Origin of the sequence: Ensifer sp. Root127 (assembly GCF_001425225.1) — a bacterium.
Classification (GTDB): Bacteria; Pseudomonadota; Alphaproteobacteria; order Rhizobiales; family Rhizobiaceae; genus Ensifer; species Ensifer canadensis.
The window spans coordinates 1-18,518 of the sequence record NZ_LMDX01000039.1 but is presented as its reverse complement, the minus strand read 5'-3'; the positions used below and the strand labels follow the sequence as shown (position 1 = coordinate 18,518).

Below are 18,518 nucleotides of genomic sequence, written 5' to 3'. Positions count from 1 at the left end.
GATGACTTTGGAACACATGCGCTCTCCGATCAGCAGCGCTTCCACCTCTTCGAAATCGTCGAGGAGCGCTATCAGAGAAAATCCACCCTGATCACAGCACAAGTCCCCGTGGCAAGCTGGCACGACCTTATTGCCGACAGCACCGTCGCCGACGCCATACTCGACCGCATCGTGCACAATGCTCACCGCATCACCCTCCGGGGCGAGAGCATGCGAAAGCAAAAAAGCGCTCCCCTCTTGACGGCTGCAGAAAACGGCGAAATCAATCAACCCTGATGGTAACCAGGCTGCCGAGGACCAACCTCGTCAAACTGTCCGGACTTTAGTGAAAGCGCCGTCCGGGATTTAGCGGAATCACTGTCCAGCTTTTGCGAAGCGCGCANCGGAACAAGAGGCCAGCCGCCGGCCGGATCTTCCAGTTGCCACCGAGCAGATGGTAACCAGGCTGCCGAGGACCAACCTCGTCAAACTGTCCGGACTTTAGTGAAAGCGCCGTCCGGGATTTAGCGGAATCACTGTCCAGCTTTTGCGAAGCGCGCAGTCATAGATCGAGGCAAGCGCCAAGAGCCGACGAGCTTGGCTGGCATCCTTTGTCTGTCGGGCCAAAAGACGCAGCCTCTCCCCATCAAAATCCGCCCGTAACGAAACCGCTGAACCCATCGCAAACCTCCTGTTTGCACCATCGATTCAGATTCGTCGGCTTTTGGGAATCCCGTGAGTCAACATCAGTGAGGATTGGTATCAGGAGTTCCGCGAGGCTCTCGCTGATCCGACCCACGAGCGGCACGCCGAACTCGTCGAATGATGGGGCAGAAAAGATTACAATCCGGAAAAGACCAACTTCGCCGAACTCGACAAAGCCGTCGACGAACTGGCCGCAAAGTGGGCCCGCAAATCACGCCGAAAAGTCTGAAAGTCCTTCAGACTGCGCCTTTGCCGCATGCTTACGCTCCAGAGCTAGCCGCAGACATAGAAACTCACAGTTTGTGAAATTGCTTGTCTGCAATATCCAACGAAATCGGCGGCTTGTGCTTCGCAGTCATACCGCGCGATGTTATTCGCCGTGAAGGAAGGTCCCTTCACCCAGGCGACGCTTCCCAGTCCTCATGGCGCTAATCGGTGGCACCTCAAATCTGGAAAATTCCCCTGGCTTTCGAAGGACAAAGTCAAACGAAATTTTGTAACAGTAGGTATCCAGAGTCTCCAGCTCACAAAGATCGGCCAGATGCTCATCATACAGCCGCTGAATGAGCGCAGGCGTCGGATTCCATTTATGGCCATACGGCGCGTCGTCGTTGCGAGCATCCCAAGTGTATTGCCAATGCGGCACAACAATGCCGACACCACCGCCTGGTTTAACTATATCTAACCAATGCTTGAGCACTTCAACGGGTTCTTCCACATGCTCAAGCATGTGTAGCGCGACGATGTAGTCGACCGAATTTGGCTTGAATGGTAGATCATTCGACAATGCTAGAAAGGCGGACTCGCAGAGCTGGCCGTGCTCACCAGAAGCTGATCCGAACAGGCCCTTTCTCATTATGTCAACTGGTAGAAGGTAGGGTGAAATGGTCCGAGCACCGCAGCCGATGTTCAAACCCTGTAGCTGAGAGAGTTCATAACCTCTGGGAGCGGCGGCTAGCGCCGCATCCTCCTCGGCCTTAAGAACAAGCGAAACCTCATGCCCAAGGTAGAGGACAAGCTTGCCTGTCTTAAGTGCGAAATACTCGCGCTGTTCCACGGTGTACTTGGAAAACAGCTCAACATTGAACTCGCTCGTCAGATCCTCTGACATCTGGGAGAAGAGAGAAGATATTTGCCGATCGCTCAAAGGTGGCTGATTGCGCCACTGTGCAAGTACCCGCCTCAGCATTCTGCACGCTCCCCACACATCACGTGGCACCATTTAACCTCTGACACACTTGCACATCGAATAGGCTGCGCCGTTCCCTTTGTCGAGCACTTTCCCCACTAGCCCAAAGTGCAGCTCCAGCCAGGAAGTGCTTCAAGCAACCAGACGGTGGGTGGGATGGTGACGATCCTAGACATCGTGACATCAATGATATCTCGAACCGTCGCCAACTCGCTGAGCAAATGGAAGCGCAATCGCGGCAACAGATACGTTCAGCCCCCCCAACCATAGGCGACTGCCGCTTCCTAACGTGAACTGAGCTATGGTTTTACACCTGGTAACCAGATGCATCGACGAGATGCCTTTATAGTCAATCTGGTTTACATCAGATAACGAACAGCCGATGCCCATAAAACTCAGTCGAACCCCAGAGAGGGTTTTGGTCGTGAGACGTCGTGAAGCGCTCGTTACCCCCCACGTCGGGTGCACGCCGGGCGAACTCCATAATAGCTTTCTTATACGTATCTACTGCTCGCAAAGGGCACATGAACAGCTTGTTCGAAGTAAACAGAAAGGGCGCAAGGTTGGGCTTGCGCTCGAGGAATCGGCCCACCGCTTCAACCACGCCAAGGCACTCGGTGTTCAGGAAATCGTCCACTGAAATTATGCCCTGGGGATGCAAGTTGTCATAAACGATCTGAATATCCCATCCGACGTCAGCGGCATAGTGCGATCCATCAATGCTTGCGAAGCGGCAGCGGCCACCGAGCATGCCCGCCAACTCTGTCGAGTTAACATCTGTCGAGTACGCCTTGATGAACTTCAAGAGCTTGTCATCTGCTCGAGTCCTCATAGCTCCGGCAATCTGATCCGGCGTGAAATGCTCGAAGGGGTCGATTGCAAGAACCAGCGAACCTGTTGTGCGTGCGTCGTCGTAAATCACTGACAAGTATTTACCGCCGTACACGCCAATTTCCAGCAGCGAGCCCTCGACTGCCATCTCGACTTGCTTCGCCAACAATTCGGCGGTGACACGACCGGCATACGGTATCATCCATCCAGGGATTCCATCTGTTGTATCTTGTAGATATTCAAGTGTTGATGAACGGATCACGTAGTTTGCTCCCCTTGAAGCTAGGTGAACGCCCATGTAATCGCACGTCGATTTTAACTTCAAGCTGGGGCTGTGGTGCTTATTCTTCTTTCTCGGCGATTTGAGGTTAAAATTGCCGGTCCACTCTCAAACGGACGCCGTGCGTCGGTCTGTCCCTGTTCGTACTTTCGGGACCGTAATATGATCGAGTACTTCAAGAGCGCGTCGCATCCTCACGCCAACGAAGTCGTGACGAATGCGGTTGATCATGGACGGCACAGCATCGAGAGCAGCGACTTATTGGGCACCTGTTGGCACCTCAGATCGATTAAGCATCCGGCACTTGCGACCAGTCCGCGAAGAGTTTTCATGGCTCAAGCAACGGCTTCAAGAATATCATCCAGCGAAACGTCAAAACGCTCTTCCCATGAATCAGAACCGCTAACATTCTTGCCACGGATTTCATGGTAGCGCTGCTCGCGATGTACCGAGAGGAAATAGAAGAACGTGTCTGGCATGGCAGCTGGTGCCAAGTTGACTATCTTCGCACCCGTTTGTGCGAAAACCATGTTCGTCAAGCCTGCCCCCATTACTCCAACAACAATGTTTGCATTGAGGAAAGCGCGAATCTGCTCCTCGAATGTCATACTGCCTGGGTGAACGATCTCGAAGCCGCGGACCGCCAATTCTCTCTCGATAACGTCTTCGTTCGCAAGAGTTCGATTTGCTCCCCTCCGAGAGACAAAAATTTTTCCCGCTCGTTCTCCGCGCATCCCCTCTGTCAGGCGCTTGATCTCACCAACGACAAGCGGCGACATAAATACGCCGTGGTTTGTGGCACCTGATACAACGATAAGTTCTCTGAAGAAATACAATGATTCCTTGGCGAGCTCGTAGCGAGGCGTAGTGACCAGTGAATCCGCAATTTTCAAAGAACCGTGCACCGTCAGGCGCATCGCTCCCTCCAAGAGAGGTATAGCAAGGCCAGATACATGACAATGAGATCGCGCGATACCGAGCTTTGGTAGTATTTCGATTAACCAGTGACCATAGTTGCTGTCACCACGCTTTCTCATGAGCAAACAAGAGGTATCGATTACTGTCGGACTGCCACCCTTAGCTACGTGTTCGACTGCTTGTTCTTGCTCAGGCAAGGAGTGCTGCGTGACCGTTTCCGCAATAATTCTGCCGTCCCGCGTCAGAGCAAGTCCTTCGGAGGTCACAAACACGTCAAAAACCTTGTCAATCGTAATATTGCTCGCTGGAAAGTTACGGGTGTACCAAGCCGGCGCCATAGCAGAGTGGCACTTCAAGGGGATAAAATCCAAATGCGTCACCTTCGGCGGGGACGCGAAGAATGGTGGCGATTCCTCGGTTGCGACGGCCACATGATGGATATCGCGAATACTTACAAGTTCAACCATTCAGCCACGATTCTCCCCTATCTCGGGCCATTAGTATTTGATGGCTGCCATTTTTCAATGACCATTTGCGAATTGCTGAACCGTCGCGGAAAACGATGGAGCGGCGCCTCCAAGCTTTCGAAGGCAGCGCTATCTAACATCCTGCTCCACACTCGAAAGAACCGCGCGCACCCATATATCCCTCGCCGACCGACGGCAACTTCTCCGGTGACAACTTAGAGTCCCCAATTTGCGCATGGTGCGAAGCGCCAAGGACGAAGTTCCACAGGCAGCCAACGCGAAGGACATACAACATGTTGCTCGGAACGCCACGAGTATCCCGCGTTGTGCCCGATCTTTATTTCGGGCCCGATCGGGCCGCCGAGGCTCTAGTCGCAGCTGGATGAAGATTCAGGGGCAGGTCAAACATAAGAGAGCCGCGGTGGGCAATGTCACAGATGATTACGTCGCTGTAGCCGTTCGTCAAAAACGCATCATTCCAAAACCCACGCGACTTAGCGCATCGAGGTGCCAGCGCCCAGGTTTGATACCAAACCGTTTTCCTTGAAGAACTCCGAAAAGCCACTTAGATAGTTGGGGTATTTCCTCTCGAAGACGCCAACATCACACATCTCATATAAAACCTGCCAATCAATTCCTCTGTCGATATCAATGTCACTTACCCTAATAAACGGCACACCAAGGGTCACAGCCATCTCCTCGGTCCTGGAATCGTGGGCAATGAGAAGTGTTGGCGTCCCTGCCAGAATAGATGCCACACAGCCGTGTATACGCGTTCCGACCACGAAATCGCGCTGGCTAAGATAAGAAACCCACTGCTCTACGCCAAAGAACAACTTCCCATTCTGGCTGAGGAATTTTGCAACGATTTCATGCTCCAGCCCGCCGTACACCTCATAAAGTTCGCGTGTCATCGCCTCTGTGACAGTGTCGCCGATAATGGCCGCCATATCTGGTGTTTCAGATTGCAAAACAAGGTCGTGCTTTTGCCGAATAGCAACTCGATAGAGATGCAAATTCAATCGATGCTCTGGCGTGTGTTGCTGACGCAGGAAACCTAAGTCGTGCCGCGTCGAATGAAGTGTCAGCTTCTTTGGAATGGACGTTTTCTTCTCCACCGAAATGGGAGCGCCGTAATGCCAAAGCAATGAGGGACAACCAGTCACCCGAACATTCTTTATGCCATAACGTTCCAAGACATGGGCAGAAAAGTCTCCCCTAACAGAAATGGTAGCGCTTGTATCCGAGGCGATTCTGACCAGACGTTCCGTGCTTTCAGTTAATTTTGGGATGACAGAAGCATTCGGTGACTGCGCGCCAATACCCACAATAATCACGGGTAGCTGCGTTTGTTCGATCAGCTCAACCAAGGGCGTCATGTCGAAGCTTGACGAAAGCCAGTTGGCCGCCGACACGATAATGCCATCATGGCGTTCCGCGACCTCTTTGGGGTCGAAGCTATAACCTGATGCGTACGCTTCCGTCCGAACAATTCGGTGCAAAGCGCAGGTAAACAATAGATTGCCGGTGTTTCTGCCGACCTTTTGCATGAGGTCGCTCAAGTTGCCCCTTACATCGATATCCTCGTAAGGGAAAAGGCTCACAAAATATGGGCGTTTCATATGCTAGTTACTGTCCTTATGGCTTTCTACGGTTACTATGGAGGTTATGCTCACCGCAGAATAGGCGGCTAGGTCGTTGTTTTTCATTTGGATACCGCAAATGAGATGCCACCGTTCATACCCAGGTAACGCTAACTCAACCTCAATGCTGTCCTTCTCTTGTAAGAGCACTTCAACTTTACCTTCGAGGGACTCTAATCGATTTAGATCAATTCTATCGTTCTCAGCGATCGCCAATGTAGCGCATACATGTGCAATATTTATTTCACGCGCGCCGACAAATTTGAGTTTGACCTTAGCAGTCGACGCTCCTAATGCAACATGCTCGAAAGATCCAATTGAGGCCCACACTGGACCTAGTGGGTGCGGCTGAATGACAACGCTACCGGTGTGCTTGTCAAAATAGACGAACTCACCTTGTACATAATTGTCGTCCGTAGGTATTCGTTCGGAGAGCTGCTTGTCGAGGGGCAGTATTTCTATGCGTTTTCCTTCGGGCAGGAGGATGCTAATATCTGGTTCAGATTCAGTAATTGCTTCAACATCTTGAGAGAAGCGCGGCAAGTTCTCTGCTATTGCTCGCCGGCTTGCGCCTGAGCAGGAGCCTATGGTGGAATAATAGAGCGCGGTATAAGCAGAAGATGCTTTCTCTTCGCTGAAGAGCGCCCTGTATCGCATACTGGCATTTTCGGCGTGAAGTTCGCGCAATGCTGGTTTATCGATATATTCGATCATGGCGGCAGCTAGATCGTGCGCAAGTTGTATTCCATCGACCTTTGGAAGGATGACGCCTGCGGGAATCGGTCCCCTCTCGATCATATTGGCGATCTCACCGCGTTCCGACCCGATGACGGGCAATCCGCTGGCCAGATATTCGACGACACTATTTGGCAAGCTTTCGGAAGTAAATCGAGATGGAAGTAGCCCGACGTGGCACTCACGCATAATCTTCATTGGGTTGGGTTCATGGCCAGTGAATGTAACCTTCTCGGCGAGACCCAACTTTGATGCCTGGGCCCGCGCGGTGTCATAAAACGGACCGTCACCTACGAGCAGCAATTGACTTTGACCAGGACGCGTCTTTTCGACCAGCGCCAAAGCCTCTAGTGCCGTGTCCCACCCCTTTTCAGCAATGGCCCGCGAGGCCAAGACGAACTTGATGACAGGTGGGTTCTTTTCGGCCTGTTTAGGTTGAGCCGGATCGTTGGGCAAGCAATTGTAGATCTGTTTCACGGGCACGAATGGCAATAGGCCAAGTGTCCTAGCTCCAACGAGATTTTTGGCGCTTAGATATGCGATGCCATTTATCTTTTGATAGAACTCTCGTACGAAAGGCCAAAATTGGGGATCTGAACTCGGCGCCGAGAATAAAAACTCTTGGCAGCCGTGCAGCGTCGTGACCCACGGTAAATCGATCAGTTCTTTAATCTGTATCGCTAAGCGATCTGCCCACCAGATGTGCGAGTGAATGAGATCGATCTTCAGTTCCAAAAACTTGTCTGCAAGCTGCGGTGCGAGTGTGTCCCGTTCGCTGCCAGAAGTGTCAATTAGGCTCACAGATGGCCAGTCAGAGTCAACAAAATCGGACTTTATCCAGGGCCGCGCATTAACGAGAAAAACATCATGTTTCTTCGACAGAGACGCGGCGAGACGAAATGCCGCAATCTGGCCGCCACCAACACCAAAATCGCCCACGAGTACGGCAACACGTAGTCTCTGCGCCATTTCAGTGTCCTTCAACTAAACCAACAAGCATTTTGAATGCGCGGGAGTATCGCGCATTCTTGGCAATTTCCTCGGCCATTTCAGGCGTTCTGTGCCTCTGATATTCGCTTTCAATTCGTCGAATAAGTTCGCGACGACGTTTGAGCGAAGCCATCTCAGACGGCTCATTTAGAACAGCTTTCGCAAACATCAGTAGCTCTTCGAGATAGGCTTGGTCTTTTTCCGATTTCGAAATCACGCTTTTTCCATGGCGCCGATGAAAGTTAAGCACCTCCGGGATGAACGCAACCTTACCTTTGTGTGCGAGCCGGAAGTAGAACAACCAATCTCCGCAAGCTCTATACTTTACGATCTCGTCCATGATAGGCAGGGCTGCACTCCTGCGAACAATAACGGCACTCGCATTTGGGATCGTGTTGCGGCTGGTAAGATACTCCGAAGCAAAGAATGATCCATCCATCTTGAACGAACGCTTCCAAAGCGTTGGGTCCACATCCGCGAGATATTGGTCGTAGTTGAAGTTCAGCCGCTCGGAGTTTTCGCCAACCGGAACGGAGTGAGCGTACGCCAGGACGACATCCGGATCGGAAAAGACTGGTGCAAGTGCCTCAATGAAATCCAAACGGCAGAAGTCGTCCGACTCGGCAATCCACACCAAATCATTTGTGCACTCATAGATTCCTTTGCTCCATTGAATGAACGGAGATCCACTATTCTTTGCCGCGAGATCAATCTTCCATACCAGTTCACCTTCATCACAATACGTTTTCAAAAAATCCCGACTTTCGTCGGTCGACGCATCGTCAAGCAGGATTACCTCCTGCGGAGGCACCGTTTGATATTGTATGCTGGCAAGTCTTGCTTTTAAGAAGCTACCTGCATTGTAGTTTGGAACGACCACAGAGATTTTCGGCGGGTTTCGAAGTAATGTGGCTCGAAGACCGGCTCTGGATATCCCCCCGACTTGCGCACCAGGCATGATTAGGCGGCAGACTTCGTCAACGTAGCGCCCGTAGTCGAATTCCTCCGCTATGAAGTTAGGCGCGTTTTTTCGCACCATAGCCTGAAACTCGATATCTTTGAGGGTACGGAGAAGCTCATCCTGCATAGCTCTAGTATCTAGATAATTCACCAGCCTGACGAAGCCGGTTTGACCGAGATCCGCGATACCACCCGCATCTTTGAAAGCTATCACTGGTGTTCCGGCATCCAGGGCCTCTAAAACAACCGTTGGGAAGGGGTCCTCACGCGAAGTAAGGAGGAAGGCGTCAGCGGTTAATAGCGCACGATTTACTTCAGTCGTGAACTGCATCAAGTGCAATTGTCCCCTCCAGCCGACATTAGCCATTTGCGCAAGGATGCCCTTCCGCATGTCAGTCTCGATATCACCTATCCAGACAAAGTGAACGGTTTTGTCCACAAAGTAGGTCTGTTGGGCGATCAGAGCGAACATGTCGATGCCTTTTCGCTTATCGCCATATCCCACACCAACGACTACTTTTGCATCGTCGGGGATTCCCAATCGCCTCCAGTACAGCCTTGGCTCATCATTGATCGCATTCCGGTCAGAAGAATGCAGCTTACGGTAGCATCCTTGAGGCAGGATTACGGCCTTGTTGCCCGGCGTGGGGGTTATCCTATCGGTCTGATTTTGGATCTCTTTCGACGCGAAAACGACAACATCTGCAAATTGCGTGATGGCTCCAAATAGATCACTGAGACCGGATTCTAAGATAATATTAGGTAGCTCATGGACTAGGCTGACAACCGTAAACCCTTCATCCTTCATCGACTTGATAACCGAGCCGGTGACCACAGTGTTTGTAATGGCGCGCCTGTAACCTCGAGCATGGAGACCTTTGAAAAACTCTATACATTCAGGCCGGCTGGCGAATGCCCTGTCTTTGACGAAAGTAGGAGCAACGCGACGATACTCATCGAGCAAAGGTCCCCCACCCAGAAGCAGAATTGTTAACGGCACGCCGCGCGATCTAAGTACTCGCGCGAAATGCAACAGGTTGATCTGCGCACCGTTCCGCTCAGCGTCATGTCCGATCAAGACAATCGGCTCGCTTTCGTAGGTGCCTGCGTGTGGAAAAACAATTTGATTGGGATGAAGACTTGGAAGATAAGCCGCAGCCCGACCCCGATCCTTCGCGCGCGATGTCGCCAACAGAAATGAATTGCCATAGACTGTACAGGGTTCAAGGACGCTGCCCTCTGCCCATTCGTTCCACGCGTTAATGAAGACGAGTTGGTCGGTTGAAGTGTTGTCCGACCTGACATGGGCTTGACGCGTCAGTTCCGTTAGCCATTCCTCGTAGAGAAACGGAGATGGTCGGTGGAATACGGTCGCTGCCTGCTTGCGTCGCGCGGTGTTGTCCCAGGCGCACATAAGTCCTCGATGAAGTCTGTATGGCTCGTCTGGACGCGAGAGTGCATAATTCACAACATCTTCATATTCATGGACGAATCCTTTGAATTCCGGGGAAGTGACGACTTCTCCAGCAATGTTTCTTGGTAATGGCCCATAGTGATGGAGAAAGTGAGGAGGAAACTCAACGGCCGAATCAAAGCCGAATTCCCTTACGTCATTTAACCCGAAGGACTGGACTGCGGCGAGATGCAGTCCAGGAAGGCCAGCCTTTATCGCCTCAGCGCGCCACGCCTGGGTTGTTTCGTTCGCGTCTTGCAAACGGTCGGCGCGGTAGATTAGCAGAATCGGCTTTCCATCAACCCGCAAATAGTTTGGGGAGGTCAGAACAGGGAGGACATCATGAATGAACGCGACGTCACTAGCGAGATCGTGTTCCTGCGAGATCAGAATATCGTTTTCTTGGCCATCCCACCTTCGGCTCCAATTTTCATTGGCCCAGCAGATGCAAAATGGGAAAGGATCAACCTTTTCTTGCATGACGTCATCTAAGGGTCGATTGAGAAGTCTTCGTCCGTTGAACCAGTAATAGTAGTAACAGAAAGCATCGATGCCATGTTTGCGCGCCACGCGGAATTGTTCGTTGCGCGTTTCCGGTACCCGCACGTCATAAAAGCCCATTCCTTTTGGGAGTCTAGGTTGTTGATGCCCGGGAAACTGCGGGGTGGCCGTGGTTACATTTGCCCACTCGGTGAAACCTTTCCCCCACCAATTGTCATTCTCTTCTATCGGATGAAACTGTGGGAGGTAGAAGGCAATATACCTAATCATTGTATTCTGCTCTTTGAAAACGACTCTAAAGTTCGAACTATTAAGAGTCTTGATCTCATCGGTTGGTGATGCACCTGATGGCTCTGCGCTCGTTTTTTCCATAGAGGACATAGTGAACTAAAGGGTTCATTCCGGAGCTTGCGACATCACTGTTGCAGTCGATGTAAAAATCGTTGTTAAAGTAAAAAGATGGATTTCGACCTTCTTTCCACCCATAAAGAAGGTAATGCTCGACAGCGTCTATACCGGAGTCCTGCACATCTTTGTTGTTGTTTAGGTACCAATCACTGTCAAACAGCAAATTTGATTTCAGTAGATTCTTTAAGGAAATATCATCCAATTTAAGCTCCATTGTAGACATAAGTCGATCAGTGACAGTTTCGTCATATGGACTGAATCTTTTTTGTCGGGGGGCATTTCTATGCGGACAAAGCGCGCCTGTCCAGTATGTGAATGTAACGGCCCCATAAATGACGGGACAGGATCTCCCACTTGCTGTGCGAGGTAATGTGCCCATTATGACCAGTCGTAATTCTAAGATAGAAGTCCTGTGCGGCCCAGAGCGGCGGCGTCGCTGGTCGACCGCCGAGAAGCTTGCCATCAACCGAGAGACCCGGATGCGACAGTCAGCATTGTTGCTCGGTGTTATGGCAACCAGCCGAACCAGTAGTTCACCTGGCGCAAGCTCGCTACCCAACGTGCATTGACGGCAACCGCGGCAGAAGAGGATGTCGTTCCGGCATCCGGGCGCCCTTCAGCACTAGGTCAAAGAGCTGCAGCGCTTGCTCAGCAAGAAGACGATGGAAGGCGAAATTCTCAAAGAGTCGCTTGAAAGTTAGCTTCGGTGTTGTTCTTCACGGCTCGAAAGGCGATGGACCGTACCTCCTAGCTAAAAGGCCCACGATATAGTCGGTGACTTTGTCGCGATTACTTGAAACAAGGCGCCATCCAAAGTCCCGATTGCGGGATATTGCATAGCCTGTAACAGCTTCGACGCGACGCCATGTGAGCCGGCGGCGCTTTGTCACAAGCGAGTGTAAGCCAGATATATCGCCCGCTGCGCAGTAACTGAAAAGCTCCTCGAGCGCTTGTGTGCTCGCGAAGAGATCGATAGTTTCGTGTTGTGCTCGAGGGACTTTGATGAGATGAATCGGGGGATATGCATCCGCAACAAACCGCGCCGACCAAGAGTCCCCTTCCTGATAGGGATCATAGAAAAGGTAAGCGTTCCCTGAGACATCTAATGAAGTGATACCAGTTTTCGCATGGAGAGGTTCTATGAAAAAACTGCGATATACCCCCCCAACGTCATCATCCGGGTCAATTGATGCCTGTGGAGAGAGAGCAATCACTGTGTCTGCGTGCAGCGACTTGCTATACTTAAGTGCAGCGTAACCTCCCATCGAGAACCCGTATATGAGGACGCGCTGGAACAAAGCGGTTGCGTTTGAAATGCTGTCCAGGACCGGTGCCATGATTGACGGCGGATACCAGACGTTTCGCTTTGAAACGATGCCGATAGCTGAGAGGCCTAACTTCTCGAGCGGTTGCGATCCCCAATAGCGCCGGCCGGCCGTGGGGAAGTCCATGTGAGCAAAGCTGATAACAATGGTGTCTCCACCGCGTCCGTCGAAGTGGGTAATAATTTCATCGTCTTCGTAAATGATCATAGATAATGCGTTTCTGTCACTCGGTGGCACAACGGGACCTGCGTGATTTATCTCGCTTCGCAGAATAAGAACAAGAGATTTTTCCTCAATGTTCGCTACGAGGGAACAAAAACAGCAATGTCAGGCTGTCCACTTTATGGTCCACAATTTTTTTCTGACAAGATAGGCGAGCTCATCGTCAACGAAGGTCGGCCATGAAGATTCTAAATGCTAATCTGCAGTTCGAGCAGATCTGCAAAACGAGCGAACGCAGTATAACGCAAAACCATCAGCTTGGAGGTGAGGCGTTTTGGTAGTGCCTCGACTTTCGCAAAATTGATGACCTGAGATCCCTGATCTTCCTCCAAATTTTGGTAGAGCCCGTCATGCTGATGACCTGTTGCCCTTCAACTTCGCAAAAACTGCCACCGCCTGGTTCCCAACGCCAAGGCGATCCGTCTAATCGTCCGCGTCAATGTGCGGGGAAAATCGCGCTTACGAAACGACATCGCTGATGACGTGTCTTAGGCGAGGTATGGGATGCGTGTCGAAATTCTTGGTCAGGAACGGCGGCGGCGTTGGGGTGACGAGAAGAAGCTCGACATTGTCATGTCGGTTGGGCTCGACGGTGCGACGGTCACTGAGGTTGCGCATCGGCACGATGTGAGCCGGCAGCAGATTTACGCCTGGCGGCATGAGCTGAAGAAGAAGGGGTTGTCGCCGCCCACGGCCGATACGGTCTTCCTTCCCGTAGACATGTCCGCCATGGACGACGCCCCGCTCGTGCGTGAGGACGTTGCGCGCGCACCCGCACTGATCGAGTTGCGGTTGAACGATGGGCGCAGCCTTCGCTTCGACAGTGGGGTCGATGCCGCGGTCCTGACTCGGCTCATCCGAGCGGTTGAAGCAGCATGATTGGACCAGGAACCGGTGTTCGAGTGTATCTCGCCTGCGGGATCACGGACATGCGCAAAGGAGTTGAGGGCCTGGCTGCGCTTGCGCAGGATGTGCTACGCCAGAAGCCGACGGGAGGTGCAGTCTTCGCCTTTCGGGGACGGCGTGGCGACCGCCTGAAACTTCTGTATTTTGATGGCCAGGGCTTCTGTCTGTATTACAAAATTTTGCAGAGGGGGCGTTTTCCCTGGCCTTCAGCAGCAGATGGAACGGCCCGACTGACAACCGCGCAACTGGCGATGTTGTGGGAAGGGATTGATTGGCGACGTCCCAAATGGGGCGCCCCGCCGGCACGTGTCGGTTGATTTTATCCCTCTGAATCTGCTTGTTTTTATGGATATTCCTCCTGGCTTATGCTAGTCAGGTTCATGTCGAACGCGAGCCAAAATCTTCCCGATGATCCGGCCTTCCTGAAGGCGATGATCGCCGCCCTGCAGGCGGAAAATGCGAAGATGTCGGCGACGTTGCAGGCGCACGACCAATTGATCGGCGAACTGCGGCTGCGCATCGCCGAGCTGAAGAAACAGGTCTTCGGCAAGTCCTCGGAAAAGATCGAGCGGGAAATCCAGCAACTGGAACTGGCGCTTGAAGATCTCTTGATCGCTGCGGCGGAGAGCAAGACGGCGCCGATCTATGAAGCCGAGGAAGCCGGGTCGGCGATAGCCTCGCAAGACGCGCCCGCAAAGGTCACGCGCCGCCGGCCGCGGGTATCGGAAAAGGCAGCTCGCGAGCGAAAAGAACTCGATCCTGGCACCTGTTGCCCCGAATGCTGTGGTGAACTGCGCCTTGTTGGCGAAGACGTCAGCGAAATCCTCGACATGATCGCTGCGCAGATGAAGGTCATCGAGGTCGCTCGATTGAAGAAGTCCTGCCGCTGCTGCGAAAAGATGGTGCAGTTGCCGGCACCCAGCCGTCCGATACCGGGCAGCATGGCGGGCGCCGGTCTTCTGGCCTACATCCTGGTCTCCAAGTTCGACGACCATCTGCCACTGTATCGTCTGAACGAGATCTTCGCCCGCATGGGCGCCGATATCCCCGATAGCACACTGGTCGATTGGTGTGTCGTGCCATGCAGGTGCTCCAGCCGCTCGAGCGGATCGAAGCGGCGATCATGGGCAGTGACCTCCTCCATGCCGACGACACCCCGATCCGGGTGCTGGATCGTTCGCTACGAGACAAGGGATTGGGTAAAGGCGTGAAGAAAGGCAGGATCTGGACATATGTCCGAGATCAACGTCCATGGGCGGGTGCTGCCCCGCCTGGGGCGGTCTACTACTTCGCCCCGGACTGGAAGCAAGAACACGTCCATCGTCATCTCCGGCAGGCAAGCGGTATCCTTCAGGCCGATGGCTACAAAGGGTACGGAAAGCTCTATGAAGCTGGAGCAGATGGCGCGCGCCGCTTTCGGGAAGCAGCCTGTTGGGCGCATTGGCGCCGCGACTTCCATGATAACTGGACATCGAACAAATCCGAGATCGCACGCGAGGCTCTCGATCGTATCGGCGCGCTTTACGACATCGAACGTGACATTGCCGGTCAACCTGCCGATATCCGCCTTGCCGCACGTCAGAAGCACAGTAAAGCAAAGGTCGAAGCATTCCGCGTCTGGGCCGAAGCGCAACTGACCCGCATTCCAGGCAAGGGCGATTTGGCTCAAGCCTTCCGGTATGGCCTGAGCAGGTGGTCCTCGTTCTGCCTGTTTCTGGACGACGGTCGTGTCGCCATCGACAACAATACCGCTGAGCGCGCCCTGCGTCCGATAGGCGTCGGAAGACGCAATTGGCTCTTCGCAGGAGCCGACACCGGCGCGGAGACCCTGGCGCGTGCCATGACGATCATCGAGACGGCAAAGATGAATGGAATTGACCCACAGGCCTATCTCGCCGACGTGCTCGACCGCATTCAGGATCACAAGATCAATCGCCTCGACGAACTGCTTCCTTGGCATTGGTCACCTGTCGCCACCATCCGCGCCGAGGCAGCCTAATGGCAACAATCGTAAGCGGTTAGCCGACCACGCTCGACTCGAAGTTCCACGGCATCAGAGCGTCGATATCCTGCGCGGGCCATCCGTTGGCCATGCGAACTAAGGTCTGTGTCAGCCAGGCGAGCGGATCGACGTTGTTCATTTTAGCTGTCTGCAAAAGCGTGGCGATCGTGGCCCATGTGTTGCCACCGCCTTCGCTTCCGGCAAATAGACTATTCTTCCGTGTGATCGTTTGGGGACGGATTGCGCGCTCGACGATATTGGAGTCGATCTCGATGCGGCCGTCACCGAGAAAGCGTTCCAGAGATTGTCGGCGGGTCATTGCATAGCGGATCGCTTCCGCGGTTTTGGACTTGCCAGAGACCTTCGCCAGCTCCTTTTCCCAGATGTCAAAAAGGTTGGCGACAATGGCCGCAGACCGCTCTTGTCGTGCGGCAGCACGGAGGTTGGCATCCTTTCCCCGGATCTCGTCCTCGACCTTCCACAACTCGCTCATCGCCTTCACCGAGGCTGTCGCGGCGTGATTGATACCACCGATATGCAGTTCGTAGAATTTGCGCCTGACATGCGCCCAGCACCCGGCCAACGTGATGGTTTCGTTGCTGCCGGCCTTGACCTGCTCTTTGACCATGCTCGTATAGGCGCCGTGCCCATCAACCTGGAGAATGCCGTTGAAGCCGCTCAGGTGACGGGCCACACAGCGCCCACCTCTGCTGTCTTCAAATCTATAGGCGACCATTGGTGGCCCTGATCCCCCGAACGGCCGATCATCACGTGCATAGGCCCACAGCCATGCCGTCATTGTTTTTCCCGAACCAGGCACCAGGGTCGGCAATGTCGTTTCGTCGGCAAAGACCCTTTCACCTGCCTTGATTTTCTCCAGGATGTAATCGGCCAGGATCTTGAGCTCGAAGCCGAGATGTCCCATCCATTGAGCCATCAAGGAGCGGCTCAGCGTCACGCTATCGCGCAGGTAGATTGTTTCCTGACGGTAGAGCGGTAGGCCGTCGGCGTATTTGGATACAGCGATGTAAGCCAGGAGCCGTTCGCTCGGAATCCCGGCTTCGATGATATGGCCAGGCGCTGGAGCCTGCAGCACACCGTCACGGCCCCTAAACGCGTATTTTGGCCGGCGGGTAACTATGACCCTGAACTTCGGTGGGATGACATCGAGCCGCTCTGATCGGTCTTCGCCAATCAAAACCTTTTCCAGCCCTCGGCATTCTTCGGGGATTTCAGGCTCGATGACCTCCTCAATGTGCTCGAGATGGGCGGCAAAGCTCTTGCGCGGGCGTGCTTCCCGCTTCGGCTTGTCTTTCCGTGACTGGTCGAGCTCGCTGTCGATCGCTGCCAGGCCGGTCTCGACTTCCTCGAACGCAAAGTCGATCTGATCGTCGTTGATCCCCAGTCGCAGCCGTTCCGAGCGCGTGCCTTTCTGAGCCCGCTCAAGCACTTTCACAATCGCAGTGAGAGTGGCTATCCGCTCGTCCGTATCCTTCTTGAGCGCCTCAAGCCGGGTGATCTCGGCTCGGGCAGCGGCGCCTTCTGCGCTCATGGCGACGATCATCGCCTTGAGTGCATCAACGTCGTCAGGAAGGTCCGAAGCAGAGAACGTCATAGCAGGAACTAGATCACAAATAGTGATCTTTTCCTAGCGTTTACAGTAACATGCGTGATATTTCTTGGATGGGTTCAGCCCGTCGAAAGCGGCCTCCTGATTGTCGCCGGGCGGATCTTCTTCCAATCCATTCCGGCCAGTAGGGCCATGAGCTGGGCATGATCCAGACGGATGCGCGCCGCCGTCGCTGCCGGCCAGCAAAAGCCATCTCCTTCGATAACTTTCGAATAGAGACAGACCCCGCTGCCATCCCACCACACGATCCGGACACGGTCCTTCCGTTTGGAACGGAACACGTAAAGGGCGCTATTGAAAGGATCGAGACCGCCATCCCTGACCAAAGCCATCAACGAAGCCGCTCCCTTGCGAAAGTCGACCGGTTGGCAGGAGACGTAAACGACAACGCCAGACGCAATCATGCCTTGCGCACCGCCCGTAGGATCTTGGCAAGATGATCCGGCTCGATATCTCCGGCCACGCGCACCACGACGTCACCCATGACGATCTCCACCGGTGAACTTGCAACAGCTTCGACGCGCGCAAAACTAACCCTTTCATTAGCCTCTTTCGAAAGGGGCACCACCGATCCCGAGGCCAATGCCTTGCGACGCCAACCGTAAAGCTGCGAGGGATCTAGCCCCTCAGCGCGGGCGATCGCTGATACATTCGCCCCCGGCAGCATTGTCTCCGCAATCAGCCGAGCCTTCTCAGCATCCGGCCAATCTCGTGGCTTGCGCCTCGTCCGTATTGGTGTCGCCGTCAGAACCTCAAAGGCACGAGCCTGATTCACACTGTCGCTCATAGGTTTCTCCGCATGATTCATGCCGAAAATGAGCGATCTTTCGATACCGCGCTACGTGGGATGGCCTACCCGCTTACCAACAATCACCTATGTCCGCACGCTCAAATATGTCGCCGAAATTCTCGGCGAGGATCCGGAGCTTCTCCGGGCAATCGTCTCCAACGATGATAACCTGACCTACGGCGTAACCGACCGATTGTTACCGCGGAGATTTCGCTTTGAGGCGGGCGATCAGCTCCTCGTCGTCGACAAAGCTGTCGAGGAAGTCGTTCCATTCGTCGGTTGAACGGCGGGCGTAGGAGAGCATCTGTNTTTGAGGCGGGCGATCAGCTCCTCGTCGTCGACAAAGCTGTCGAGGAAGTCGTTCCATTCGTCGGTTGAACGGCGGGCGTAGGAGAGCATCTGTTCCAATTCCTCCATGCCGTCGTCTGTTAGAGCGGTGACGGATTCGTCCTCCCCGTTATAGACGCTGATGATGCTGCCGTAGGTCAGGTTATCATCGTTGGAGACGATTGCCCGGAGAAGCTCCGGATCCTCGCCGAGAATTTCGGCGACATATTTGAGCGTGCGGACATAGGTGATTGTTG

At 53.6% G+C, this 18,518-nt stretch carries 14 protein-coding genes and 4 pseudogenes; 5 read left to right on the top strand and 13 right to left on the bottom strand.

From position 1 onward, the window contains the following. A pseudogene (gene istB, locus ASD03_RS29480) lies at nucleotides 1-276 on the top strand (IS21-like element ISRsp2 family helper ATPase IstB); the annotation flags it as partial. 252 nt (nucleotides 277-528) lie between these two features. Here istB and ASD03_RS40825 read toward each other — a convergent pair. The 8 genes and pseudogenes from ASD03_RS40825 to ASD03_RS39785 form a co-directional block, all read right to left on the bottom strand. Next, a pseudogene (locus tag ASD03_RS40825) lies at nucleotides 529-660 on the bottom strand (IS630 family transposase); the annotation flags it as partial. A 394-nt stretch (nucleotides 661-1,054) separates the two neighbouring features. Then, the gene (locus ASD03_RS29475) at nucleotides 1,055-1,873 is read right to left on the bottom strand and encodes a methyltransferase domain-containing protein (RefSeq protein ID WP_057217811.1); all 819 of its coding nucleotides are present in this window, start codon (nucleotides 1,871-1,873) and stop codon (nucleotides 1,055-1,057) included. Nucleotides 1,874-2,237: 364 nt separating this feature from the next. Further along, complete coding sequence (locus tag ASD03_RS29470; protein WP_162250545.1) at nucleotides 2,238-2,966, bottom strand: class I SAM-dependent methyltransferase; 729 nt, start codon at nucleotides 2,964-2,966, stop codon at nucleotides 2,238-2,240. A gap of 353 nt (nucleotides 2,967-3,319) precedes the next feature. Further along, nucleotides 3,320-4,369, bottom strand: coding sequence for a glycosyltransferase family 61 protein (locus tag ASD03_RS29465; protein WP_057217807.1), 1,050 nt, complete (start codon nucleotides 4,367-4,369; stop codon nucleotides 3,320-3,322). A 494-nt stretch (nucleotides 4,370-4,863) separates the two neighbouring features. Then, a complete protein-coding gene (locus tag ASD03_RS29460) occupies nucleotides 4,864-5,991 on the bottom strand; it encodes a polysaccharide pyruvyl transferase family protein (RefSeq protein WP_057217805.1) in 1,128 nt (375 codons plus the stop codon). A 3-nt stretch (nucleotides 5,992-5,994) separates the two neighbouring features. Next, nucleotides 5,995-7,716 carry a glycosyltransferase family 4 protein gene (locus ASD03_RS29455; RefSeq protein ID WP_057217803.1) on the bottom strand — a complete coding sequence of 574 codons (1,722 nt, stop codon included), beginning with the start codon at nucleotides 7,714-7,716 and terminating at the stop codon, nucleotides 5,995-5,997. A 1-nt stretch (nucleotide 7,717) separates the two neighbouring features. Continuing rightward, nucleotides 7,718-10,921 (bottom strand): glycoside hydrolase family 99-like domain-containing protein, encoded by a 3,204-nt coding sequence (locus tag ASD03_RS29450; RefSeq protein WP_057217801.1) that lies wholly within the window; start codon nucleotides 10,919-10,921, stop codon nucleotides 7,718-7,720. A 55-nt stretch (nucleotides 10,922-10,976) separates the two neighbouring features. Next, nucleotides 10,977-11,261 (bottom strand): hypothetical protein, encoded by a 285-nt coding sequence (locus tag ASD03_RS39785; RefSeq protein ID WP_162250544.1) that lies wholly within the window; start codon nucleotides 11,259-11,261, stop codon nucleotides 10,977-10,979. Nucleotides 11,262-11,439: 178 nt separating this feature from the next. Between ASD03_RS39785 and ASD03_RS38310 the strand changes: the two are divergent. After that, nucleotides 11,440-11,754 (top strand): annotated as a pseudogene (locus ASD03_RS38310) (transposase); the annotation flags it as partial. 21 nt (nucleotides 11,755-11,775) lie between these two features. Here ASD03_RS38310 and ASD03_RS29440 read toward each other — a convergent pair. After that, nucleotides 11,776-12,591 (bottom strand): hypothetical protein, encoded by an 816-nt coding sequence (locus ASD03_RS29440; RefSeq protein ID WP_057217797.1) that lies wholly within the window; start codon nucleotides 12,589-12,591, stop codon nucleotides 11,776-11,778. A 519-nt stretch (nucleotides 12,592-13,110) separates the two neighbouring features. On the opposite strand from ASD03_RS29440, the gene ASD03_RS29435 reads away from it, so the two are divergent. The 3 genes and pseudogenes from ASD03_RS29435 to ASD03_RS29430 all read left to right on the top strand — a co-directional run bounded on the left by ASD03_RS29435 (nucleotide 13,111) and on the right by ASD03_RS29430 (nucleotide 15,511). After that, a complete protein-coding gene (locus tag ASD03_RS29435; RefSeq protein ID WP_057217796.1) occupies nucleotides 13,111-13,485 on the top strand; it encodes a transposase in 375 nt (124 codons plus the stop codon). Next, nucleotides 13,482-13,829, top strand: coding sequence for an IS66 family insertion sequence element accessory protein TnpB (gene tnpB, locus ASD03_RS38305; RefSeq protein ID WP_082557433.1), 348 nt, complete (start codon nucleotides 13,482-13,484; stop codon nucleotides 13,827-13,829). The genes ASD03_RS29435 and tnpB (ASD03_RS38305) overlap by 4 nt, the downstream gene beginning before the upstream one ends. Before the next feature lie 63 nt (nucleotides 13,830-13,892). Next, nucleotides 13,893-15,511, top strand: a pseudogene (locus ASD03_RS29430) (IS66 family transposase). Between the two features lie 19 nt (nucleotides 15,512-15,530). Here the strand turns inward: ASD03_RS29430 and ASD03_RS29425 are convergent. The 4 genes from ASD03_RS29425 to ASD03_RS29410 form a co-directional block, all read right to left on the bottom strand. After that, a complete protein-coding gene (locus ASD03_RS29425) occupies nucleotides 15,531-17,129 on the bottom strand; it encodes an IS66 family transposase (protein ID WP_057217794.1) in 1,599 nt (532 codons plus the stop codon). A gap of 74 nt (nucleotides 17,130-17,203) precedes the next feature. After that, complete coding sequence (tnpB, locus tag ASD03_RS29420) at nucleotides 17,204-17,476, bottom strand: IS66 family insertion sequence element accessory protein TnpB (RefSeq protein ID WP_244494714.1); 273 nt, start codon at nucleotides 17,474-17,476, stop codon at nucleotides 17,204-17,206. 68 nt (nucleotides 17,477-17,544) lie between these two features. Next, on the bottom strand, nucleotides 17,545-17,931 hold the full coding sequence (locus tag ASD03_RS29415; protein WP_057217790.1) for a transposase: 387 nt from the start codon (nucleotides 17,929-17,931) through the stop codon (nucleotides 17,545-17,547). A gap of 312 nt (nucleotides 17,932-18,243) precedes the next feature. Then, the coding region (locus ASD03_RS29410; RefSeq protein WP_244494713.1) for a hypothetical protein at nucleotides 18,244-18,518 on the bottom strand (275 nt) is incomplete at both ends.